This is a genomic window from Rhizobium leguminosarum (assembly GCF_001679785.1).
GTDB classification, from domain to species: domain Bacteria; phylum Pseudomonadota; class Alphaproteobacteria; order Rhizobiales; family Rhizobiaceae; genus Rhizobium; species Rhizobium leguminosarum_R.
In genome coordinates, this window is the sequence record NZ_CP016289.1 from 370823 (window position 1) to 392518 (window position 21696).

The window sequence follows — 21696 nt, forward strand, 5'->3', positions numbered from 1 at the left end:
GAGTGGCGACGCTTCGGGTTGTAGAGGCGCTTATCCGTCCTTTGATTGCGGCCAAGCGAATTCCAGCAAGTCGTCTTGCGAGAGTTTGCCGAGAGCTCGGTCTTAAGCGGTCGCGTCTCTATGAACTCATCGCCCTATACCGTGCGGCACCTGCGGTCAGCTCGCTTTTAGACGCGGTCCCGGGGCAGGAGAAGGGTAGCCGCCGTCTCTCCGCAGAAGTAGAGAGCGTCATTGATGCTGCGATCCGCGACACCTATCGGAACCGCGAGCGACCGACGGTGCGGGCACTTCATGAACGGGTGCGCCAGCTATGCCACGAGAACGGCATTCGCGCGCCGTCCTGGAAAGCGGTTAACGCGCGGGTCCAGCAGGCGGATCAAATGAGTGTCGTCCGAGACAGGGAAGGGGCAAAAGCCGCGCGCCAACGTTTTGCACCCGTCGTCCAAGAATACAGTGCAGACTATGCATTTCAGATCGTGCAGATAGACCATACTTTGGTGGACCTGTTCATCGTCGACACTGTACACCGTCGCCCTTTGCAAAGACCGTGGCTGACGTTAGCTATCGATGTCGCGAGCCGCATGGTTGCAGGATTCCATCTTAGCTTGGAGACCCCTTCATCGACGTCTGTTGCCCTGGTCGTCCAACAGCTGGTCTTGCTGAAGGGGCCGTGGTTCGAGGATCGGGGCATTGAGGCTGAATGGACGCGATGCTTCACGCCGTTCTGTTTTCGATTTGAACACCGGGACGGCTTGGCCGAACTGGTCTGCGCTGGCTGTTTGGCGGCCGTGTCGCGCACACCACCGGCGCCTTCTGAGCTGCGCCACGCCGAATTGCTGATCGCGACGATGGAGGCGGTCAATGACGCCGAGGAGGGGAGGGGAGAGACAACACTCGCTAGGTTCAGAGAGGCTATCCGCTTTCTCTGGACTGCTTCTCCAAACACCGGGCGGCCTGAAATCGCTTTGTTCGGTGTCGAGTGCCCTTTCGGTCGAGCTTCCATACCGGTAACCGCAGATGCGCCCATGACCGGCTTGTACGTGACATGGTGATGCTCCACTCTTCTGACGATTGCGCAGATGCTGGACACTGGCAGTGCGCGATACGATTTTGGCCCTCCTGGCGAGTGGCTGATCTTGGCCTTCGAGAAACTTGGGAGCAGGGACGCTCCCGATCGGACCTCACCCGAGCGGCCAAAGGCGGAACCGCGGAAAAAGGAACTGCCACTTCGACCCGACGCCGACTATCTACGACTGGTGTGGCTTTTACTTCCCGATTTCAATTGAAGCGCTAAGCTAAAAATCCAGCCCACGATTTTGACCTAACGATTTCATCATCGGGGCAGGGGAGGGAGTCAAAGCCCGGACGCCTTGGTGAGGTTCACCCGAAACCGGTCCCGCCGCCGCTGATATTTTCGGGTCATCTCGGCGGACGCGTGCCCGAGCTGGTTCTGCACGTAGCGCTCATCGACCTCGGCCGAAGAGGCCAAGCCGGCGCGCAGTGAGTGGCCAGAAAACTTTTCCGCGCGCTCTGCCTCGGTGAGGTCGGGGCGCACGCCCGCAGCCAATGCCACCTTCTTGACGAGCCGTGCCACTTCCTGATCGAGCAACCGGTCCGATCCGACATCCTTGCCTTGACCGGTGACCCGCCGGAAGAGCGGGCCGTGCGCGATCCTTGCAAGGTTCAGCCAGGTCCGCAGCGCAACGACAGGGCAGGTCGCGTCCGACGAACCACGGCCGATTTCCACTTCGCGCCAACCTCGTTTTCCCCGGACCGTGACCACCATGCCCTTGTCGAGGATCTCGACCCAGCCGCGGCTGTCCTTCGTCTGGTCACGGCCGACGTCGAGCCCGACAATCTCGGAGCGCCGCAGCCCACCGGCAAAGCCGATCAGCAGCATGGCGCGGTCGCGAAGGCCTCGCAAGGTACCGCGGGGAAGCGTCTCCAGCATGGCGATCAGGTGTTCGGGCAGCACCGCTTCCTTCTGCCGGGGAGGGGCAGCATGGGTGTTGCGAATGCCGGCAAGAACCGTCGCGATATGGCGGTCCCTGCGGTCGAGCGGCGTGCCACGTTGGGCATAGTTCCAGGTGATGGCAGACAGCCGCCGTTCGATCGTCGTCACCGAATTCGGCTTGCGGCCGGCGATTGCCGCACCCGAGGCGGTGACCGCGTCACTGCCACCGGCGCAGGCGGTGATGTAGAGGCCGACGGTGTGCGGGTTGGGTGGCAGGATCTCCAGCCCTTGCCGGCGGCACCATCCGGAAAAATGCTTCCAGTCCGAGGCATAGGCCTTGCGGGTGTTGGCGGAACTGGAGGCCTCGACATAACCGCGCGCTCGATCGGCAAGCTGCTCCAGGTGGGCGGGCAAGGCAGTGCTTGCTTCCGGAAGAGGGGAGGGGAGGGTGGCGTTGTGCATCGGGATGCCGGCCGACGGCTGCGACGCGGAAATATCGTCCGGAACCGGCGTGCCGAGAGACGGAGCAGAGCTCGCCTCGCCATGATTTTCGCTGTTTTGCTCGATGATTTGGCTCATTTCCTTATAATGACAGAAATGAACGATAATGGAAGTTTATCGTTCGTTTTATATGATCGACGGCACGTGCGGTTTGATACAATGTTGCTGGCCAAAACTGCGCACTTGATTTATGCTCTCGTGCATGGATTCGCCCGCATCAGCCCCACCACCTGCCCCGATCTGGTCGCAGGCCCGGCCAACCTGGGCACTGCCGCGCGGCCACGAAACGAACGAGGCCGACGCGGCCTTTGCCGCCGGTATCGCTCTGAAATCCCTTGACGATCTGATCCGCGCCGACCCTCAGTGGCTCGGCTGCTGGCGTGATCGCCTCGCCCTGAAGTCCGCCGCGATCGCTGCCAGAATGCTTGGCCGCAACGAAGAAGAAGGCGCGCTCCGTGACGCGCTTTTGCTGACGGCACCCGGGGACGATCCGGGGCCGGCCGGAAAGCTGTTTCTGGCCACACGATCGCTGACCCGCCGATCCGGCACGCCGGGGTCGCCCTTCGTCAAGGAGCTCGCCGATTTAATGGACCTGCGTTGGGACGATGGTCTTGCCTCGATCCTGGATACGGTCGATTCTGCGATCCAGTCCGGGCGAGCAGCACCTTTCGCAGTGGCGGACCTGATAACGGCGATCTTTGCCGTTCGCCCGGATGCCGAGGTGCTTGCCCTGGGCCTGGCCGATGTCGTGCTCTCCCAAAAGCTGAAATGGCCAAGACCCGTGCCGCTGCTGCTGTCCGAGCGCTACGGCGCCGCCTTCCGTACGAACGGCGGACGCGGGCGTGTGCGACCAGGCGATCCGGCTTATCCGCGCGCGGTCTGCCTGGCGTTGGTCGAGGGTGTCGAGGCGGCGCTTCGCTCTGCTGCCGATATCGATCGGCGGGCCAGCCGGCTGCTGGCTGTCGCGCCGAAGCTGCGCACCAAGGGTGCCGGATCGGTGATCCGCAGGCTGTTGAACGAGGATGCAGTGCCAGCCTCGGCGCCCGGCAGCAACCTGTCGCGCTGGGCGGCCACGCGGCTGTTCGAGCGGCTCGAGAGTTTCGACGCGGTGCGCGAACAGTCCGGCCGGTCATCGTTCCGGATTTTTGGGTTGTGATGATGGGTGCAACGAGCGCAGCGAAAACCAGCGGCCGGCGTCAGGCGAAAGATCGACAGCAGGAGGTCTTGTTCGACCGCGAACTCGAAGACCTGCCGGCCGAACTGCGCTGGCGGGAATGGATGCTGCGCGTCGAGGCGGTGATCTTTGCTTCCGCCGAGCCGGTCAGCCGCGAGACGCTGGCGCGGGTGATCGGCAAGGATTGCAGTATTGACCTGCTGATCGACGATCTGAGCGAGGAACTCAGTTCCCGGCCCTATGAGCTCGTATCGGTCGCCGGCGGCTGGCAGCATCGAACGCGTTCGCGTTACGCGGACGCGATACGATCTTCGTCGGCGCCGACAAGGAGCGGGGCGGCGGCGCTGTCGGAGTTCGAGGCGATGGTGCTGATGGCGGTGGGATATTATCAGCCAGTCACCCGTGGCGAGCTTTCAAAGATCTTCGGCAAGGAAGTCAGTCGCGATACGATCGCCGCGCTCCGTAGTGCTGGCTTCCTCGCCTCTGGACCACGCAGTCCGACGCCCGGCGCACCCTATACCTACGTCACGACCCGACATTTTCTATCGGCCTTCGGCATGGAGACATTGCGCGACCTCCCGAACATCGAGGCGCTGGAGGATGCGGGGCTGCTCAGCCGGCAGGTATTGCAGCAAGCCGCGGCAACTGATCTTGAGAATGAGGCGTCGGAAGACGAGTGAGCTTTTAGCACTGGCAGCGACCGGCTGGAACTGAGCGTCTTGCGCGCTGGTCGGCCATAGTTGAGATATTACGCATCTGTTCATAGGCGCTGAGCACACCCGAAAGATCGATCATTGGTCGGTCAATGTCCGCCGCGGGAGGCCGACCTAACTTACAGGCGAGCGCTTCCGCAAACTGTCCGATCAGCACACCAGGGCCACCATCCGGCGGAAGCACGAATCGGGCCTCAGCACCGGCCAGGGCATCCTGCTCTTCGATACCCTCGTCGCCTGGGTGACCGACAAGGCGTTCGAAGCAGCGTGTGCGCGCTGATGCGGATAGGCCAGTCAGGATCGTCCGTGGATAAATTCCGGCAGGCCGAGGTATGTTCAGAAGACGCCGAATGAGCACGCCGCCTGCGGACGAACTGCTGGTCGATCCATAGCTGCAGAGTTCATCAATGCACCGGTCTAGTCTTCTCGCCACCGGGCATAGGTCGATGGCCGATGCGCGGCGCAAGTCGTAACCACACAGGGCACAATAATGTTGCGGCACGAGCTCGCTCTGGTCAAAGGCGGCAACGTGGCTGCGGCAGGAAGGGCATCGGTCACGCAATCTGCTGCCATGCGTGTCGCATGCAACACGGGTTGCCAACCGCCATCGCCGCCGAAAATACGGATGTGCGTCGTCGGCGAGGCATTGCGAGCAGAACTGAAGCCAGGTCGAACGATCCCGCCGCCGGCTGTTGCGAAGCGGTAGCAAGAGTTGATTCGGCAGAGTGTGTGACAGTGTCATTGTAGTCAGCTGATGGAGCGAAACACCGGCGTATGTTTGAAGCTGGTTCGCCACATCGATCGGGAGCCTGAGATCCAATGCGGCTGACCACATTCCCGAATTGAGCCCCAGCACCCGGGCGAAAGCGCGCGCGGGCACGCCATTGGAATAGGCAAGCCTGTGAAGCCAGCTCGACAGCAACTCGTCCGGCTGTGGTGTGGTGATTATCGGCCATCGCTCCGAAACGATATCTCGATATCGCTCGCGAATGCTGATGACCGGCGCCTGGCCGTCGATCGCCGTCATACAAGGCTTTCGCGTAGCGCGGCATTGCGCCGATGCGAGATCGGCATGTGACGCAGTTCTTCTATACCAGCCTTGGTGATGCGTTCCACGCCGGATCTGATTGCCAGGACGGCTGCCTTTGTGACGATGGTGACGACCTCGCCGATCAACCCTTCTGACAGACTGAATATCCGGCGCGCCAACGGTTCGTTCGACAGGTCGGAGGCTTTGGCTATGGGCAAGGCCGCTTCGAGACTGTCGAGAAGCATGAGATAGCTTTCGTCGTATTGCCACCGAGGGACCGCCATCAGGTCGAACCGGCTCGCCATCTCGCTGGTGGCGTTGACGAAATCGTAGATGGCCACCTCACCGATCAAAACTGGTGAGATGTCGTATTGCCGGCCGATCCGCCGCAAGAAAGCAAAGACCGCCTCTACATCGCGGGGGCGGCCCCGCAGCGCATTGTGAAATTCGTCGAAAATCAGCACCCTCGGTTTGAGGTTCGCCAGCAAATGATCCAACTGCTCGGCCTTCCGGCCGACGTCCCACATCTCGCCGCCAGGCGCGCGGAGGCCTTGGAGAATGCTGGCATAGAAGTGGCCGAGTCCGGCCCCTTCGCGTGTCTGGACTATCCATATCCTTTGCTCAGGCGATGTCCGAAGGTGTTCGACGGCAAACCGCTCTGCGATCATCGTCTTGCCATTTGCATAGGGGCCGACCAGCATCAGTCCCTGGGTTCGCAATGACGCAGGTCGTGACAGCAGCTCGGCCAGGCGCTGATGGCTGTCCTTTGCAACCTGGTGCCCAATCCACCGCGGCGCACGAACATAGGCGACCCGTTCCTCATTGCTACGATCGAGAAGAGGTCGGACATGGTCAAATAGATGATCCGACATGCCGGTCACCAGTCTTCCACGGGTAGCCGGTTCTTCTGTCGCATTGGATGTGCTTTGTGATCCGGTGCTTGCGCCTCGGTGGCAGCGTAAGGTTTCTGTGCTGCGGCAGCATGTGCTCTGCGCACCGCATCGCGCAGCTCGCGTTTAGAAGGCTTTGCAGCAGCGGCGATGGCTGCGATCTCACGACGAAACGCCACCTTGTCGACGCTCGAGCGCAGGTTGATCGCGCGTCGGCGCCCGCGCTCCGCATCATGTTCCCACAGGGTCAGCGGCACGAAGTGGCCGTCACGTCGCTCGACCGGGCGAAACAATCGGGTTTCCGGGTCACGGACGTAGACATGGCTGATGTCACGGGGATCGTATCGCACCTCCAACTTTCCAAGCCGATCTCGCTCTGGAACGAGGGAACCGAGCCATGGCGAATAATAGTGCAAGGCGAACATGCTGATCCCTTGGGCCGACAATTGCCGTTCGGTCCCGGGCAAAAACGACAACAGCACCTGCTGCGGCTCATCGTTGCAATCAGGCAGGGCCATATTGTCGCGCTGCCATTCGATAATCGGCACCTTCAGCGTCTTGGGATTTTCCTGGAGGTTGTGATCGATGATTGCCAGCGCTACGCAGCGCTCCAGATCGGCGAAACTCAGGCAAGCGCGTCGTTCTGACGGGTATTCGTCGCGATCGGCCACCGAGCGGCCTGAGGAGCCGGGATATGTGCCAAGAACTCCGTTGAGTTTGCCCAGCAGTCGCTCGACAACGCCCCCTTGATGGACCCGGCCACGATCGCGATAGCGGATACGGATGCCGTAATCGTCGCAGCCGCGTTGGAAGGCGTGTCCCTTGAACTCCTTGGCCGAGTCGGTAACGAGCAGCTTCGGCCGACCGAACATTGGCCAGGCATAGTTGAGATTGCGCGTGGCGAGCCACGTATCTTTCCGGCATATCGCCTGCGCGAGACAAAGCGCGACGGACAGGACTGACGGCTTTTCCAGGGTGAGACAGAAACCAAGAATGGCACGTGTCGCTACATCGGTGACGATTGTGAGGTACGGGCGGCCGACGAAAACTCCGGCCCCGTCGACAACCTCCACGAAATTTATGTCGGTCGGCGTATGGTCGATCTGGCAGACGTCGAGCGGGTTTGGTGCATGGATATAGCCCGGTCGCGGCTTGAGCCGCAGCACGTGCTTCGGGTTGGCCGAGCGCTTCTTCGCAATCTCTTCAACCGAGAACAACGACGGGATACGCCGTGCGACTGATACATAGGACGGCAATGGATGGCCGGCTTCCTCACATCGAGCGCGGATCTCGGCGACGACAGGTGCGAGAGGCGGCGCCTCGAGCGTAAGCCACTGCTCGCGCAGCGTCGCGCTGATGACTTCTTCGACCGCTTCCGGCAGTCGTTTGCGCCGATCGGAGCCAGTGCGAGGCAGCAGTGCAGTTACTTTCCGCTCTGCGCGATAACGGGCCAGGAGGTTATAGACTTGTCGCGATGTCAGCCGGAGTTCGGCTGCCGCTCGAGCTATAGCGTCCTTTCGCGATCCGCCCGCTTCCAAAATACGGTCCAGCTCGCGAGCGGTCCGGCGTGCAGTAAGCCATTGGACATCAGAAGAGTCATGGCCTGGTCCACGATCTTGAAATGGCTTTGGCATGCTCAGCCCCATCGAAATCGTTAGCGAAAACCTGCCCTATTTTTGCCGCCTAAGCTTAACAAGCGCATGACATTTGGCCGATTGAAATTGCAAACTAAAAGCCACAGCCGTGATGTTCGAGGCACCCGACGGCCGAACGATTACGGGTATCGTCATTCGCCGCAATCGCAAGACCGTCACGATCCATACCGACGACGAGAGGCACTGGAACGTCTCACCGACGCTTGTCAGGCTGACCGGTCGGCATGCTCTGGATGGGGTGGCGTCCAAGGACGGGCGCGTGCTGCCATTTACGAAGCCCGGCACGCGGTAGCGGCGTTCAGGCTTTCGCCGCGATAAGGCCTGCCAATTGCGGGATGGCTTCGCCGCCGAGGCCAAGCCGGTCCCCAAGATAGTGATAAAAGGAAAGCTTGAGTTTCTGGCAGGTCTTCAAGAGACCAAGCATGGTGTCGCGGGCAACACGACCATCGCGGCTCATGGTGCCGCCGGAGATCTTTCGTTTGGTGACGAACGTCCGCAGGTCATTCTCTGACGCATTGGTGTGCAACGGTGTTTGCGGGTAATCGAGCACCTTTAGCAGCTCGTTTTTACGGCGATGCAGCCGCTCAAGCAACTTGTCGAGTGCCCCATAGCCGGTGCGCAGGCTAAAGATCCTATCGAACCGTTTTCGGAACGCGGGAGCGGACTGAGGGGAAGGGTTCAGCTGATAGGCTTTCAACGCCTTGTAGAAACGCCAGACGAGATCGCGCACGACAGCGACCCAGCGCTCCTCCTTCGCAGTCGCCGGCATCAGCTTTTGCAGAAGACGCTCGCCGTGGACCCAGCATAGCGCGTGGTTGCCGACGCGGAACTGGCCGGCGTCGTCGGACACGATCACCATGTCACCCACCAGACCATGATGACGGATCGAGCCCCAAAGGCCGGCCTCTGCAAGCGTACCAATGTCCTGCCGGTCGAAGATGTCGATACCCTTGCCGCCCAGATGCTCCATGAACGGTACCTGGTTGCAGAAGTGTTGCAGTTCAACTGTCCGCAGTCCGGCGGCCAATGCTGGACCGCCATGGCGTTCCTCCAGATAGTCGATAGCCGCATCGTTCAACACGTAGTCCAGATAACTGCCACGCAGCAGCGACAGGAAGTTCAGCCGTGATTTTGATTTCGTGGTGCGGAAAATGGTAAAATGCTCGCCGCCGATATGGGTCGTGTGGAAGTTGGCATGGGCATGGCGGGCGCCAGTATCATCGACCGTCACGTAGGCTGACGACACCAGGCCAGCATGCAGCACCGCCGCATCTTCAGCGACAAAGCCATCCAGATCCTTGGTCAGAAGCCGCACGATCTGACGCTTGGAGATGTCCAGACCGATATCGTTCAGCAATGTCGTCAGCCGCGCCATCGTCACCTGTCCTTGCGCGTGGAGCATCAGGCACAGCCGCTTGAGGTTTGCCCCGTAACCGCCTGTGATCCCCACTGGCAACGGCGCGAGCACCGTCTTTCCATCCGGCGTCACCCAGCATTCGCGGCGATAATGCACGAGCTCGGCCTTGAGGATAAGGTCGCGGACGTAGACGCTTTTGTATCCCTTGAAGCGCGAGCCGCTGGGAACATCGGCGCGCAAGACTTGCCGCCGGCTCACCCGCTTCACATCCAGTTTTGGACCCCGTGGCTTCTTCTTGGCGCCCGGCTTCTCGTCAGGCTTCGTGTCGGTTGCCTTTTCCATGCCGGACGATCGAAACGGCGACCGCGGTGGCAGATTCTTCAGCCGGGCGATCTCATCGCGCAGCAGCTGGTTCTCGAGTTTCAGCCGGGTATTTTCCAGGCGAAGGGCGGCGTTTTCTTCGCGCAGTTGGATGGTCTCGGCCTCAAGCTTCTCAAGCCTGGCTTCCGCCTGCTGCGACCGCCCCAGAAGACCCGTCACCAATCCGCGCAACGCATTCAGCGAAAGCGTGTCGGCATGCTCGGGGGAGGGGAGCCGTTTCTTCATGACGGAATCGAATCATGATTTGCCCCGTTCAGGGAATCCCCCAAGCCGACAAACTGTTCTCAAAGCGTACGGTTATGCACACTTTCTATGCCCGGCGCCGAAACGCCGCCACCGAATCTGCTCCACGTACGATCATGTGAGCCACCTCGATCCCATCCAGTGTTGCTGACGCAGACTGAAAGGATTTGAAGCCCTTCATGGGGCGGGTCAGCAACACTGGATGGGATCGAGGTGGCTCACATGATCCGCAAGCGCCAATTTTCAACCAGTGGCCAATCGGCATTTCAGCAATTCGCCGCACTCGCGGCATAACTGTGTCCAGCGATGGCCGCTTCTGCGGCCTTTTAAAAAGTTTGCGACAAAACCTAGGAGACCGCATATCTCACGTAGAAAAATACCGCGTATAAAATCACGTCTTTCGGGTAATGACTGCCTTTGAAATCGACCATGATCGGGAAACTCAATCTGCCTGCTCATCTTCAACCCGGATCTACGCCTACCATACTGGTTGCAAACCCGGTGAAAAGTTTTGCGACAGAACCCATCCAGATGCTTCCGGGGTCGGAATTGTGAAGCAAGGGCCACTGCACAGCCTCCGTGAACCAGAGGGAAGGCAGCGGATGATCGACGATCTGGAGGCGGATGGTGGGTTCGAAATGTCTGACGAGCCGCAAGGGCAGCGTTGCTATTCGGTTTGTCCCCAATAGCAATGATGGGATTAAGTTGAAGCCGGGCACCACGATATCGATACGCCGCTTAAAACCGTGCTCAAGCAACAGCCATTGTTCAACGGATGGCTTCAGCGTCCGACCGAACTTGGCCGCAACATGTCCGATGGACATGAATTGCTCAAGGGAAAGCTTTCCTCGCAGCTGCTGGTTGGTAGGGCAGCCGACACATACCAGTTTCTCGTCAAACAGCTTAGCCTTGGGATGGGCGGCTGACATGAACAAATCTGGAAGGATCAAGAAATCCACATCGCCACTGCGGAGAAGTTCGTCCGGATCATCATCGAGGGAGAGCAACTCGAAGCTGACGCCGGGTGCTTCGCGCGCCACCCGCTTTATGACCTTTTCGAAGAATACGAGTGCCATGAAATCGGAAAGGATGATCCTGAAACGCCGGTCCGACTCTGCCGGAACTAGTGGGTCCCAAGCAAGGATAGAAGACTGAATATGCAGAAGAGCATCGCGAACTGCAGGGGCAAGCGCTTCGGCTCGCGGCGTGGAGACGAGCTTGCGTTGCTGCATCACAAATAGCTCGTCGTTGAAATAGGCGCGAAGCCTGCCAATGGCTGCGCTCATGGCCGGTTGACTGAGGTTAATGCTGCGCGCTGCTGCCGTGAGCCTTCGCTCTGTCATCAAAGCATTGAGAGCGACGAGAAGATTTAGGGGTATTGTCACGTTAACTGGGCTGCGGTTGCCTGCCTGACGGGTTGGGCGTAGATTTCGGCGATGCAGACACGAGATATCAGCTTCAAGCGTCACCGTTTTCCGCCACGGATCGTTTCTCACGCGGTCTGGCTTTATTTGCGGTTCAACCTTAGTCTGCGTGAAGTTGAGGAAATGCTGCTCGAGCGTGGAATCGACGTGTCATACGAGACAGTCCGCCGCTGGATCGCCAAGTTCGGACCCCAGATCGCACGCAATTTGCGGCGGCAGGCGCGCCCCGGCGATATTTGGTATCTGGACGAAGTCGTTGTGAAATGCGCTGGAGAGAAATTCTGGCTCTGGCGTGCGGTCGATCAACATGGCACCGTTCTCGAAGAGATATTGCAGAAGCGGCGTGATAAAAGGGCAGCGAAGCGCGTGCTGGTGGCGTTAATGAAGCGCTATGGCTTTGCTCCCAAACGGATCATCACCGATAAGCTCCGCTCCTACGGTGCAGCAAAGGCGGAAGTGGCACCCGGCCTTGACCATTGGTCGCACAAGGGCCTCAATAATCGGGCCGAGAACAGCCATCTGCCGTTTCGAAAACGGGAACGAACCATGCAAGGCCACCGATCACCAGGCACGTTGCAACGGTTCGTCTCCATGCACTCAGCGACCCGCAATTGCTTTTCAGTTCAGTTCCGTCCCGTCGCCGCGCCGCGCAAACAATTCGCTACCATCGGCTCGAAGCTTTCGATGCATGGAAAATTGCGGCCTGTGTCGCCTGAATATCCACGAGCCGCTGACCTTTCCAGCCAGAGAAACTTAACGTGAAAACACCGGACTACCGGTTTATCAAGAAGCTGACCCGCCCCATGAAGGGCTTCAAATCCTTTCAGTCATCGTCAGCAACACTGGATGGGATCGAGGTGGCTCACATGATCCGCAAGCGCCAATTTTCAACCAGTGGCCAATCGGCATTTCAGCAATTCGCCGCACTCGCGGCATAACTGTGTCCAGCGATGGCCGCTTCTGCAGCCTTTTAAAAAGTTTGCGACAAAACCAAACTCAATGAGGCTGACGAAAGGCCGGCTCCGATGGAGCGGTGAGTTTTTTTGCGCGGCAAAGTGCACTTCGACTTGACGAGCATAAGCGATATTTGGTATGAATGATGGATTATCAACGTCATACATCAGAAAAACCGTCAAGATGCTTTCATACAACAATATAAGAATACTCACCTTAAACAGGAGGAGACGTCGACTCCAGGAGGTGTTCGGGCCGCCGCGCTATGGCGAGCTCGCGGCCGCCGAAGACCGATATCCGCCGAAGAACGTTTGGAGAGAAACCCGATGCGAATGCCTTTCTTAGAGACCCAGACCTTCCACTCAATGACACTCTCAAAGGAAACCGTCATGGCTGAAACCGATCGCTTTGTGTGGCAAAAACTTCGTATTGAGATGCCACTTCCCGAAACGGACGGTACGATGTTCGTCAGTTGCCGATTTGCGGTAGCAGTACAGATTGTGGAGGCCATTCGGTGAAAAACATTCTCGTTGAATTTTCGCATCACGCCGATGCTCGCGCAGATATCGAAGCTCGCGGTTACACAAAAAGGCCGCTGCAACTGGACCGAGATCTCGCATATATGCTCGCGCGCATGGCATCTGGCTCGTGGGATCTGCCGGCAGATGAATGGTACAGGACTGGCAAACGTTATCGCAGTTTTGACCAATACAGCGCCCTCGTGACCGGCACGGGCGTTGAGGTCCGTCATCTTGGAGAAGTTCGACCCTATTTTCAGGATGTGTCGCACAATCCGGAACTGGGCGGTGTTGAGCGCCGATATGCACCGCTTGCAGCCGATCTCTCCACCGATGTCGGCATTTACAAGCTGATATCGCAGCAGGTAGCCAGATTGCCGCTCTCGAATGCCGGGCAGGCTTATCAGGTCAATCTCCACGTCATGCGCTACTGCGCCTTGCCCGGGCAACGGTGTGAGACCAGCCCGCCCGGTTATCACAAGGACGGTGAGCGCTTCATTTCAGTGGTTCTCTTGACGTATTGCGGCGCTGACGGCGGACGTGTTCACATCGCCGACAATGAAAAATCCGAACTAGATAGTTTCCTGATGCGGGAAATGGGGGAGAACTACATTATAGACGATGAATCCGTCTATCATAAATTGTCCCCTGTAGAGATTTTCGAAAATAATACATTCGCCTTCCGGGATGTTTTGATTCTGGATTTCATTCCGCTTCAAAAGACAGGCGAGAGGAGAAATCGTCCCGACATCAAGCCCACTGAAAATGCTGCCGTCCCAAGGGGACTTAAGCTGACTTCTGATTAACGCCGCGAAGGACCAGGCGACATGGACCCCCTAAAAAGGCTGCTCAAGCTTATCAAGGATAACGACGTTCAAGAAATCGACTTCCGCTTCACCGACATGGGCGGCAAGTTGCATCACATGACATACGACGTCGCAATAATCGACACGAACATAATGACTGAAGGTTTCATGATCGACGGTTCGTCCTTTCGCGGCTGTCTCGTCCCGGGTTACGAAGCGCCTGTGTTGCTCGCCTATTCGGCCCGCAACCGCTCGGCCGCCTGCCGCATTCCGTTCGGCTCCAACCCGAAGGCCAAGCGCGTCGAAGTCCGCTTCCCGGATCCGGCCGCCAACCCGTATCTCGCCTTCGCCGCCATGCTGATGGCCGGCTTCGACGGCATCAAGAACAAGATCCATCCCGGCCCGGCGATCGACAAAGACCTCTACGAACTGCCGCTGTGCGAAAAGGTAAAAATTCCAACCGTCTGCGGATCGCTGCCCGAGGCTCTTGACAGTCTCAGCAACGACCGCGCGTTCCTCAAGGCCGGTGGGGTCTTCGACGACGATTTCATCGACAGCTATATCAAGCTGAAAATGGAAGAAGTCACTCTCTTAGAGACAACCCCGCACCCGGTTGAATTCCAGATGTACTACTCCGTCTAATGACAGAAAGAGGTGTGACATAGGTCGACATCATGACATTTAGATCGCGCAATCACATGACCCAAATCCCCTTTAAAGGAGCTGCACATGCCTGTTGTCAAAGTCGATAAAAATAACTTCCAGTCGGAAGTTTTGGAATCCGGAGACCCCGTCCTCGTCGATTTCTGGGCCGGATGGTGCGGCCCCTGCAAGAGAATTGCTCCCGTCCTCGAAGAAATCGCCGTCGAGTTAGAAGGCAAGGTCAAAGTCGCCAAACTGAATACCGACGAGAACCCGGAACTCGCCGCGCAGTTCGGTGTGCTCTCCATTCCGACCCTTGTAATCTTTAAGCGCGGCGAAGTTGTCGATATCTTGGCCGGCGAAAGGCCGAAGACCGTTCTTTCGAACTGGATTCTGAGCGCTGTCTGAGTGATATCGTCCAATTACTATCCATTGAGGAAAAGGCCGGTACGACCGGATATTTTTTATCGCAGTCGCCATTTCGAGGGTGCCATTGTCGGCTACATATAAACCTTGAGAAGGTTGTCCATCCGGAGTGATTTTAGGGACTGGAGTTACTACACCTCAATTTTCTAGTGGATTGATCGAGACAAAAGAGTCCGATTTGGATTCCCATGGGTTCTCGAGTGTGCGACGATCCGCCATGCGCTCCGGGATTACATTTGACGTCACCGCCGCCGATGAGAGCGGCGGTGCAAAAGTCGGCCACGGTAGCGGCGGAATAATCCGGCCGCGGGCGGAGTAAAATCCGGCCACCTATTTCCTTTCTGCAATGAACGCAGGAGGGACAGGGGATCTACACCGTGGAACTTTATCTGAAGGTTCGCCTGGCTGTTTCCGAAGGGATGACGCAGCGTCAGGCAGCAAAGCATTTCAACATATCGCGCGACAGCGTCGCGAAGATGGTGTCGTATTCGACGCCACCCGGCTATCAGCGGCGATCACCGATCCGGCGACCGAAGCTGGATGCGTTCGTTTCGACGATCGAGCATTGGCTCGACGAGGATATGAAGGTGCCGCGCAAGCAGCGCCATACGGCCAAGCGTGTGTTCGACCGCCTGCGCAATGAATGTGGGTTCACCGGCGGCTACACGATCATCAAGGATTACATGCGTGAGCGAGATCAGCGGCGCCAGGAAGTCTTCGTGCCGTTGTCACATCCGCCGGGTCATGCGCAGGCCGACTTCGGCGAGGCGATGGTGATGATCGGCGGCGTCGAGCAGAAGGCGCGTTTCTTCGTGCTCGATCTTCCGCACAGCGACGGCTGCTATGTGCGGGCCTATCCGGCGGCGGTATCGGAGGCATGGGTCGATGGCCACATCCATGCGTTTGCTTTCTTCGGAGCCGTGCCGCAATCGATCGTCTACGACAATGATCGCTGCCTTGTGGCGAAGATCCTGCCCGATGGCACCCGCAAGCGGGCGGCGCTGTTCAGCGGTTTCCTGTCTCACTACCTGATCCGGGACCGCTATGGCCGTCCGGGGAAAGGCAACGACAAGGGGAACGTCGAGGGTCTCGTCGGCTATGCCCGACGCAACTTCATGGTTCCGATCCCGCAGTTTGCGACATGGAAGACGTTCAGTAACCGCCCGATTGCTACCGCCGAGATTTTGCTTTGATGCGAGCGACGAGCAGCTCGTCGTCAACAAAGCTGTCGAGGAAGTCGTTCCATTCTTGGGGTGAGCGGCGGGCGTCTTTGAGCATCTGCTCCAATTCGTCCATGCCGTCGTCTGTCAGTGCGGTCACGGATTCGTCGTCTCCGGTGTACACGGAGATGATGCTGCCGTAGCTCAGATTATCATCGTTGGAGACGATTGCCTGAAGAAGCTCCGGGTCCTCTTCGAGAATTTCGGCAACAAATTTGATCGTACGGACGTAGGTGACTGCCGCCATCAGGCTGCCTTTGCGTCGACTGTGGTGATCGCCGACCAGTTCCACGGAAGCAATTCGTCTAACCGATTGATCTTGTGATCGTGGATGCGATCGAGCACGTCAGCCAGATAGGCCTGCGGATCAAGACCATTCATCTTTGCCGTCTCGATGATCGTCATGGCGCGTGCCAAGGTCTCCGCTCCCGTATCGGCTCCCGCGAAGAGCCAGTTCCGTCTTCCCACGCCTATCGGACGTAGTGCCCGCTCGGCGGCATTGTTGTCGATCGCGACGCGGCCGTCTTCGAGGAACAGACAGAGCGAAGACCATCGGCTCAATCCGTAGCGGAAAGCTGTCGCCAGATCGCTTTTGCCCGGAATGCGCGTGAGTTGAGCTTCAGCCCAGTGGCGGAATGCATCGACCTTAGGCTTGCTCTGCTTTTGACGCGCAGCAAGACGGATCTCAGGAGGCTGCCCGTTGATGCCACGCTCGATGTCGTAAAGCGCTCCGATGCGATCGAGAGCCTCTCGCGCAATCTCCGACTTGTTTGATGTCCAGATGTCGTGGAAGTCTCGTCGCCAATGAGCCCAGCAGGCGGCTTCCTTGAAGCGAGATTCTCCCTTTTCTCCAGGCGAGTATAGTTTGCCATACCCTTTGTAGCCGTCAGCCTGAAGGATGCCGCTTGATTGCTTGAGGTGGCGGTGCACGTGCTCTTCTTTCCAGTCAGGAGCAAAATAGTAGACTGCACCGGGCGGGGAAGTCCCCACCCATGGACGCTGATCGCGGACATACGTCCAGATCCTGCCCTTCTTCACACCCTTGCCCAACCCCTTGTCTCGCAGCGAGCGATCCAGCACTCGGATCGGGGTGTCGTCGGCATGAAGGAGGTCACTTGCCATAATCGCCGTTTCGATCCGCTCGATGAGAGGCTGAAGCACCTGCATGGCGCGACCACACCAATCAACCATCGTGCTGTCGGGAATGTCGGCGCCCATGCGGGCGAAGATCTCGTTCAGCCGGTACAGTGGCAAATGGTCGTCAAACTTCGAGACCAGAATATAAGCAAGAAGGCCGGCGCCCGCCATGCTGCCCGGTATCGGGCGGCTGGGTGCTGCCACCTGTACCATTTTCTCGCAGCAGCGGCAGGACTTCTTCAGTCGAGCAACCTCGATGACTTTCATCTGCGCGGCGATCATGTCGAGGATTTCGCTGACGTCCTCACCGACAAGACGCAATTCACCTCCGCATTCCGGGCAGCAGGAGCCAGGATCGAGCTCTCGGCGCTCGCGAACCGCCTTGTCCGAGACGCGTGGGCGCCGGCGCATGATCTTTTCAGACGTATCCGCCAAGGGAACAACAGACGCCGCCTCATCAGGTTCATCGATTGGCGCCGTACTGCCTTCAGCGGCGGCGATCAACAGATCCTCAAGCGCCAGTTCCAACTGCTCGATTTCACGCTCAATCTTTTCGGAGGACTTGCCGAAGACCTGTTTCTTCAGCTTGGCAATGCGCAGCCGCAGCGTTTGGATTAACTGGTCATGCGCCTGCAATGTGGCCGACATCTTCGCATTTTCCGCCTGTAAAGCGGCAATCATTGCCTTGAGAAAGGCTGGATCGTCCGGAAGATTTGTCGTCGCGCTAGACATGATCCTGACTACCACGAGTCAGGATAAATTTCCATAAAAACCAGTGGTTTCAGTGGGATAAAATCACCCGACACGGGCCGGTGGCGCACCCCAATCAGGACGACGCCAATCGATCCCTTCCCACGACTACGCATGTTGATGCCCCTCCTGGTGAGGCTGAATGATTCTCAGATCGAGGTGATTAATGGTGCGGTTACGAAGGTCGCGAACCGCGTTGACGACCGCTGGGGAATTTTGGAACAAATATGCTCCGGTTGACTGCTGGTCGATGAGCAGGCGCTTCCGCCTGATTTGGACGTAAATCCAATTGACAGGAATATCGAGCCTGGCGGCCAGTTGTACGGCGCTGAGCAAAGTAGGTTCGTGTGTCCATCTGTTGCGCTGCGCCTTTGCCTTGATGCCCGCTGCAAGGCGGAGGCGTTGCACTGTGATCGGCAAAACCTTGTCCTCGCAATTGGGTGAATGGTGTCCTTCGCGCGTCAGTATTTCAGCGATTTGATCGTCGGGCACGCCCGTCAGAGCGAGCTCCAGCAGACGCGCGCGCAGTTCTTCACCGCGCGTGAGCTTGGCGACGGAATTGACTTTCATTTTGACGTGGAGATCAGTCACGGCGCCGCCACGCCACACGATCCTCGCCAAAGCAACGTCGCGCTCACCGCGGTCAAGGACGACTTTTTCGACAAGGCACCGCAATAGTGCCTTGCGATGAGCGTCGGTCGTCGCATCGTTGGCCCAGATTTGGGGAAGGCTATCGAATAACGCAACGACCTTGTTGTTGAGGTCTTTGCTAAACCCAGTGCGCTTGGCGGGTTCAGTCGATGCTCGTTGGGCAACGGCATCTTCAGCAGCGCGAAGTTCGCTCAACGCTGCTTCCCATCGACGCTCGAGTTCGGAGGCGACCAGACGATTATCAGGGTCAACGCGATTGAACTGGCGTTCTGCCAGCGCCGCGGCGTAGCGCTTGCGCTCAAGCTCCCGTTCAGCGCCAGCGCGCAAGGCCTTGTTGACCTGCTGTTGTGCCTGCCGAGCCCGCGCTAGCGCGTCAAGCTCCCCAGGCGCCAACGCGGCCAGGAAAGCGTCCGCCACAGCTGCATCGATCTGAGCCGCACGGACACGCTGGCAGTCCGGCAGGCCAGAGTGGGAATGCAGGTGGTTGCAAGCATACTCTCCGCCACCTTTATAGCGGACGTACATCTTGTAGCCACATCGCCCGCACCAGGCGATGCCGTGCAACAGCAATTCGCCATCACGGGGAGCTCCCCTGGTTTTGGCACGCATGTATTCGGCTCTGTTGTCTCGCACAATATCGCGGATCTTCTCATAGGTTGACCAGTCGATGTAGTGGGGGTAGCGATCCTTCACGATGATCCGCCAGTCTTTAATATCCTTGGGTGTTTTCGCCTCTGAACCGCCGTCACGCCCGGCGGCGCGAAAGCGGGTCCGTCCATAAACGAAGGCACCGGCGTAGGCGGGATTCTTCAAGATCCGGGCCACCGCCGAGACCGTTGCTCGCGCCCAGCGTAGTTCGCCAAACCGGTCGCGGCGCGGCAGGGGAAGGTCCCGATCATTTAGGACGCGCATGACCTTGGCGACGGTCCGGAACTTCAGGAATGTCCGGAACACAAGCTCCAGCCGTTCCTGAACACCTAGATCAGGATCTTTTACGACCACCCCGCTCGCATCGCGCACCAAACCAACCGGCAGCATGAGGGCAAGCTCGCCGCGCTCAGCCTTGGCAAGCAGACCTGCGGTCAAACGGCTCCGGATTGTATGCAGCTCAAGCTCTGAGATGGTTCCCTTCAGACCGAGAAGCAAACGACCATTGGCGCTGCCGGGATCATAGACGCCATCGCGATCGGCAATGAGGCAGCCGCGCAGGCCGCAGATATCAAGCAGCGGATACCAATCCGAACAGTTGCGAGCAAGTCGGGTCACGTCGATCGACAGGATCAAACCGATCTCACTCAGACCAACCCGTCCGACGAGTTCCTTAAAGCCGTTCCTGCCGGTCGTAGAGGCCCCACTGATGCCGAGATCGGCATCGATAACGTCAATATCGGCTTCATGCCAGCCAAGTTCACGAGCGCGCTCGCGGAGCGCGTACTGTAGCCGTAGGCTCTCTTGATTGCTTATGACTTGATGCGGTGTCGACTGACGGACGTAAACAACCGCTCTGCGTGCCAGATGGGTGGGCTTGACCAGTTCGGACTTCATGACATACCTCCGCCAGAACTGCGGCGACGTCGTCGAGAATCTGACGCCGCAACGCGGGTGATAACGTCGCCCACAGGTTCTTCGGTTCGATCATCATGACCTTCGAGAGTTTCCGCCACCGCGATAAGATCCCGAACTGCCTCAACGCTAAGTTTAATCTGATTCGTGGCTTCGACATATCCCTGTGTCGCTGACACGGGTATCAGCAAGGTCGATCCACCACGATGTTCAACCTCATACGAAGGCGCGAAGTTGCCGCCTCTACGTCCCACCTCACGGATTACATTAAAGGAGCGTCCAAATAACGGATGGCTCGGATCCAGCACCTCGATCTTGTCCGGTGATGATTCGTCAGACTCACAAGCAGGGATATTTCTGTAGGCCGTCGCTTGACCGTTGATGCGCACCACGACTTCATCGAGGTGCCAGACATCGCCTTTCGTCGGCGCCTTGCGGCGTATGCGGCGCGCATAATCAAGGCCATGTTTTCGGCACCATCGGCGGATGGTCTCGCAGGAAACGACGATCCCGAAATCGAGCAGCATTTCCTCGACATCGCGCAGGCTCAGATTAAAGCGAAAGTAGAGCCAGACAGCACGGGCTACGATTTCGATCGGATAGCGGTGGTTCTTGTAGGTCGGTGCACTCACGGTCATGGGCGCGCTGCTACCTCAATTTCCTTACCGCAATCAATGTGACAGTACCCGCAACACTACCAGCTCAATGTCGAACGCTTCGACGCTTCGAAAAACATGGCCCGATTTTACGCCATGTCAATCGAGCCGACGTTGTTTGGGGAGGCCTGCTTGACGCGGCGCTGGGGGCGCATCGGCTCTGGTGGCAAGAGGGAAGTCCACCATTTCCATCGGGAGGAAGGGGCGGTCGCACGGATACAAACCGAAACCCCAGTGCGGCCAGAAAACGATGGCCTGATTGGCGACCGGATCAGGCGGCCGCCTTCACATCGAACTCGAAATGAAGCTGGTCATAGGGGAATTCGACGCCGGCGTCAGTCCGGTCCAGGACACCCGCGTTGACAAGCGTCGTCACGTCCTTATGGACGGCCTGCACGTCCCGGCCGACACGTCGGGCGACTTCCCGTATCGCCAGCGGCCCCTGCCCTGCCATCGCCTTCACGATCGCAAGCCGCGGCGGCGCAAGAACCCTGTGCATGTCGTCGTAGCTTGGAAAATTCACCGACGGCGTAGCGGGAACGACGACGCCTTCCAATGCCTTCTGCCCCGCATTCACGAAGCGGGCCTTGGCATCGGCAATCGAGCTTAGTCTGATGACGAGCGTCCTCATGCGAGTATCCTTTCCATGTCCGCCTGAAACGCATCGAACAATGCTTCCAGCGTTGTGAATTCTATCGGTTCCTCGATATCACCGAGATGGCGATGATCGCCCTTGCCGCGCTCATTGTCATAACGCATGACGCACTCGCCGTTGACGATCAGCGCCAGACGATATTTGAAATGGTGGTTGCTGCCGGGCACGGGTATCGGCACATGCCACAGAACCGTTTCGAAAAATGCCGTATCGCTGACGGCGGTTCTGGATTTTTCGATCAGCACGGCTTCCATGTTGTTTTTAATAACATCACCCATCGTTGTTGTCAAGAACAACAGCGATGGGCTGTCTTGCGCAGCAAAGCCGGCGCCGGGGTTCGACGCCCCGATGCAGGCTCCAGGAGCGCATGTTTCGGCCAAAACCGTTCCTCTCGAG

18 protein-coding genes and 8 pseudogenes are annotated in these 21696 nt (G+C 58.5%); 13 read left to right on the plus strand and 13 right to left on the minus strand.

Translation table 11 applies throughout. The features are described from left to right. The first annotated feature begins 2 nt into the window (after window positions 1-2). Window positions 3-1052 (plus strand): DNA-binding domain-containing protein, encoded by a 1050-nt coding sequence (locus BA011_RS33290; protein ID WP_065283996.1) that lies wholly within the window; start codon window positions 3-5, stop codon window positions 1050-1052. A 302-nt stretch (window positions 1053-1354) separates the two neighbouring features. On the opposite strand, the gene BA011_RS33295 is transcribed toward BA011_RS33290, so the two are convergent. Beyond that, window positions 1355-2533 carry a site-specific integrase gene (locus tag BA011_RS33295; RefSeq protein ID WP_065282908.1) on the minus strand — a complete coding sequence of 393 codons (1179 nt, stop codon included), beginning with the start codon at window positions 2531-2533 and terminating at the stop codon, window positions 1355-1357. A 124-nt stretch (window positions 2534-2657) separates the two neighbouring features. On the opposite strand from BA011_RS33295, the gene BA011_RS33300 reads away from it, so the two are divergent. After that, window positions 2658-3611 (plus strand): DUF1403 family protein, encoded by a 954-nt coding sequence (locus tag BA011_RS33300; protein ID WP_065282909.1) that lies wholly within the window; start codon window positions 2658-2660, stop codon window positions 3609-3611. A gap of 2 nt (window positions 3612-3613) precedes the next feature. Continuing rightward, entirely contained in the window at window positions 3614-4309 is a 696-nt protein-coding gene (gene scpB, locus BA011_RS33305; RefSeq protein ID WP_065282910.1) for an SMC-Scp complex subunit ScpB, read from the plus strand. Window positions 4310-4313: 4 nt separating this feature from the next. Here the strand turns inward: scpB and BA011_RS33310 are convergent, their stop codons facing one another. From BA011_RS33310 to BA011_RS33320, 3 genes are read right to left on the minus strand one after another with little or no spacing between them, the layout of a single operon-like run. After that, the gene (locus BA011_RS33310; RefSeq protein WP_065282911.1) at window positions 4314-5369 is read right to left on the minus strand and encodes a TniQ family protein; all 1056 of its coding nucleotides are present in this window, start codon (window positions 5367-5369) and stop codon (window positions 4314-4316) included. After that, on the minus strand, window positions 5366-6244 hold the full coding sequence (locus BA011_RS33315; RefSeq protein ID WP_065283526.1) for a TniB family NTP-binding protein: 879 nt from the start codon (window positions 6242-6244) through the stop codon (window positions 5366-5368). Before BA011_RS33315 ends, BA011_RS33310 begins: the two co-directional genes overlap by 4 nt. 5 nt (window positions 6245-6249) lie before the next feature. Beyond that, entirely contained in the window at window positions 6250-7896 is a 1647-nt protein-coding gene (locus tag BA011_RS33320; RefSeq protein ID WP_065283527.1) for a Mu transposase C-terminal domain-containing protein, read from the minus strand. Window positions 7897-8005: 109 nt separating this feature from the next. On the opposite strand from BA011_RS33320, the gene BA011_RS33325 reads away from it, so the two are divergent. After that, a complete protein-coding gene (locus BA011_RS33325) occupies window positions 8006-8209 on the plus strand; it encodes a hypothetical protein (protein WP_186806609.1) in 204 nt (67 codons plus the stop codon). 6 nt (window positions 8210-8215) lie between these two features. Here BA011_RS33325 and BA011_RS44595 read toward each other — a convergent pair whose 3' ends face one another. Then, on the minus strand, window positions 8216-9880 hold the full coding sequence (locus BA011_RS44595; RefSeq protein WP_065283997.1) for an IS66 family transposase: 1665 nt from the start codon (window positions 9878-9880) through the stop codon (window positions 8216-8218). A 169-nt stretch (window positions 9881-10049) separates the two neighbouring features. On the opposite strand from BA011_RS44595, the pseudogene BA011_RS45520 reads away from it, so the two are divergent. Then, window positions 10050-10192: pseudogene (locus BA011_RS45520) on the plus strand (IS6 family transposase); the annotation flags it as partial. A gap of 56 nt (window positions 10193-10248) precedes the next feature. Here the strand turns inward: BA011_RS45520 and BA011_RS43040 are convergent. Together BA011_RS43040 and BA011_RS33335 are read right to left on the minus strand one after the other, a co-directional pair. Beyond that, window positions 10249-10329, minus strand: a pseudogene (locus BA011_RS43040) (IS6 family transposase); the annotation flags it as partial. Between the two features lie 30 nt (window positions 10330-10359). Continuing rightward, window positions 10360-11241, minus strand: coding sequence for a LysR family transcriptional regulator (locus tag BA011_RS33335; protein WP_065283998.1), 882 nt, complete (start codon window positions 11239-11241; stop codon window positions 10360-10362). A 93-nt stretch (window positions 11242-11334) separates the two neighbouring features. On the opposite strand from BA011_RS33335, the pseudogene BA011_RS33340 reads away from it, so the two are divergent. The 7 genes and pseudogenes from BA011_RS33340 to istA all read left to right on the plus strand — a co-directional run. Further along, a pseudogene (locus BA011_RS33340) lies at window positions 11335-12038 on the plus strand (IS6 family transposase). Between the two features lie 54 nt (window positions 12039-12092). Next, a pseudogene (locus BA011_RS43045) lies at window positions 12093-12260 on the plus strand (IS6 family transposase); the annotation flags it as partial. Between the two features lie 405 nt (window positions 12261-12665). Then, window positions 12666-12794: a hypothetical protein gene (locus BA011_RS46175; protein WP_257785323.1), complete on the plus strand. Its 129-nt coding sequence runs from the start codon at window positions 12666-12668 to the stop codon at window positions 12792-12794. Then, window positions 12791-13600 carry a 2OG-Fe dioxygenase family protein gene (locus tag BA011_RS33350; RefSeq protein WP_065284000.1) on the plus strand — a complete coding sequence of 270 codons (810 nt, stop codon included), beginning with the start codon at window positions 12791-12793 and terminating at the stop codon, window positions 13598-13600. Before BA011_RS46175 ends, BA011_RS33350 begins: the two co-directional genes overlap by 4 nt. Window positions 13601-13798: 198 nt before the next feature. Beyond that, window positions 13799-14242 (plus strand): annotated as a pseudogene (locus BA011_RS33355) (glutamine synthetase); the annotation flags it as partial. Between the two features lie 87 nt (window positions 14243-14329). Continuing rightward, window positions 14330-14650 carry a thioredoxin gene (trxA, locus tag BA011_RS33360; RefSeq protein ID WP_065284001.1) on the plus strand — a complete coding sequence of 107 codons (321 nt, stop codon included), beginning with the start codon at window positions 14330-14332 and terminating at the stop codon, window positions 14648-14650. A gap of 395 nt (window positions 14651-15045) precedes the next feature. After that, window positions 15046-15825 (plus strand): annotated as a pseudogene (gene istA / locus BA011_RS33365) (IS21 family transposase); the annotation flags it as partial. Between the two features lie 13 nt (window positions 15826-15838). Here istA and BA011_RS33370 read toward each other — a convergent pair. The 4 genes and pseudogenes from BA011_RS33370 to BA011_RS45530 all read right to left on the minus strand — a co-directional run. Beyond that, a complete protein-coding gene (locus tag BA011_RS33370) occupies window positions 15839-16135 on the minus strand; it encodes a hypothetical protein (protein ID WP_065284002.1) in 297 nt (98 codons plus the stop codon). Next, window positions 16135-17757 carry an IS66 family transposase gene (gene tnpC / locus BA011_RS33375; RefSeq protein WP_065284003.1) on the minus strand — a complete coding sequence of 541 codons (1623 nt, stop codon included), beginning with the start codon at window positions 17755-17757 and terminating at the stop codon, window positions 16135-16137. The genes BA011_RS33370 and tnpC overlap by 1 nt, the downstream gene beginning before the upstream one ends. 126 nt (window positions 17758-17883) lie before the next feature. Further along, window positions 17884-19971: a recombinase family protein gene (locus BA011_RS33380; RefSeq protein WP_065283428.1), complete on the minus strand. Its 2088-nt coding sequence runs from the start codon at window positions 19969-19971 to the stop codon at window positions 17884-17886. A gap of 389 nt (window positions 19972-20360) precedes the next feature. Beyond that, window positions 20361-20627, minus strand: a pseudogene (locus BA011_RS45530) (IS6 family transposase); the annotation flags it as partial. A gap of 96 nt (window positions 20628-20723) precedes the next feature. Here BA011_RS45530 and BA011_RS45535 point away from each other — a divergent pair. Beyond that, window positions 20724-20855: pseudogene (locus tag BA011_RS45535) on the plus strand (WGR domain-containing protein); the annotation flags it as partial. Between the two features lie 61 nt (window positions 20856-20916). On the opposite strand, the gene BA011_RS33390 reads toward BA011_RS45535, so the two are convergent. Continuing rightward, window positions 20917-21276 carry a hypothetical protein gene (locus BA011_RS33390; RefSeq protein ID WP_065284004.1) on the minus strand — a complete coding sequence of 120 codons (360 nt, stop codon included), beginning with the start codon at window positions 21274-21276 and terminating at the stop codon, window positions 20917-20919. After that, the gene (locus tag BA011_RS33395; protein WP_065284005.1) at window positions 21273-21554 is read right to left on the minus strand and encodes a toxin-antitoxin system TumE family protein; all 282 of its coding nucleotides are present in this window, start codon (window positions 21552-21554) and stop codon (window positions 21273-21275) included. The genes BA011_RS33390 and BA011_RS33395 overlap by 4 nt, the downstream gene beginning before the upstream one ends. Window positions 21555-21696 lie beyond the last annotated feature (142 nt).

Excerpts from the sequence above, each read along its gene's own strand:
- scpB (WP_065282910.1), top strand. The coding sequence starts at position 3,614 with ATGGGTGCAACGAGCGCAGCGAAAACCAGCGGCCGGCGTCAGGCGAAA.
- BA011_RS33380 (WP_065283428.1), bottom strand. The coding sequence starts at position 19,971 with ATGAAGTCCGAACTGGTCAAGCCCACCCATCTGGCACGCAGAGCGGTT.
- BA011_RS33395 (WP_065284005.1), bottom strand. The coding sequence starts at position 21,554 with ATGGAAGCCGTGCTGATCGAAAAATCCAGAACCGCCGTCAGCGATACG.
- BA011_RS33370 (WP_065284002.1), bottom strand. The coding sequence starts at position 16,135 with ATGGCGGCAGTCACCTACGTCCGTACGATCAAATTTGTTGCCGAAATT.
- BA011_RS33315 (WP_065283526.1), bottom strand. The coding sequence starts at position 6,244 with ATGTCGGATCATCTATTTGACCATGTCCGACCTCTTCTCGATCGTAGC.
- trxA (WP_065284001.1), top strand. The coding sequence starts at position 14,330 with ATGCCTGTTGTCAAAGTCGATAAAAATAACTTCCAGTCGGAAGTTTTG.
- BA011_RS33320 (WP_065283527.1), bottom strand. The coding sequence starts at position 7,896 with ATGCCAAAGCCATTTCAAGATCGTGGACCAGGCCATGACTCTTCTGAT.
- BA011_RS44595 (WP_065283997.1), bottom strand. The coding sequence starts at position 9,880 with ATGAAGAAACGGCTCCCCTCCCCCGAGCATGCCGACACGCTTTCGCTG.
- BA011_RS33310 (WP_065282911.1), bottom strand. The coding sequence starts at position 5,369 with ATGACGGCGATCGACGGCCAGGCGCCGGTCATCAGCATTCGCGAGCGA.
- BA011_RS46175 (WP_257785323.1), top strand. The coding sequence starts at position 12,666 with ATGGCTGAAACCGATCGCTTTGTGTGGCAAAAACTTCGTATTGAGATG.
- BA011_RS33295 (WP_065282908.1), bottom strand. The coding sequence starts at position 2,533 with ATGAGCCAAATCATCGAGCAAAACAGCGAAAATCATGGCGAGGCGAGC.
- BA011_RS33300 (WP_065282909.1), top strand. The coding sequence starts at position 2,658 with ATGGATTCGCCCGCATCAGCCCCACCACCTGCCCCGATCTGGTCGCAG.
- tnpC (WP_065284003.1), bottom strand. The coding sequence starts at position 17,757 with ATGTCTAGCGCGACGACAAATCTTCCGGACGATCCAGCCTTTCTCAAG.
- BA011_RS33390 (WP_065284004.1), bottom strand. The coding sequence starts at position 21,276 with ATGAGGACGCTCGTCATCAGACTAAGCTCGATTGCCGATGCCAAGGCC.
- BA011_RS33335 (WP_065283998.1), bottom strand. The coding sequence starts at position 11,241 with ATGACAGAGCGAAGGCTCACGGCAGCAGCGCGCAGCATTAACCTCAGT.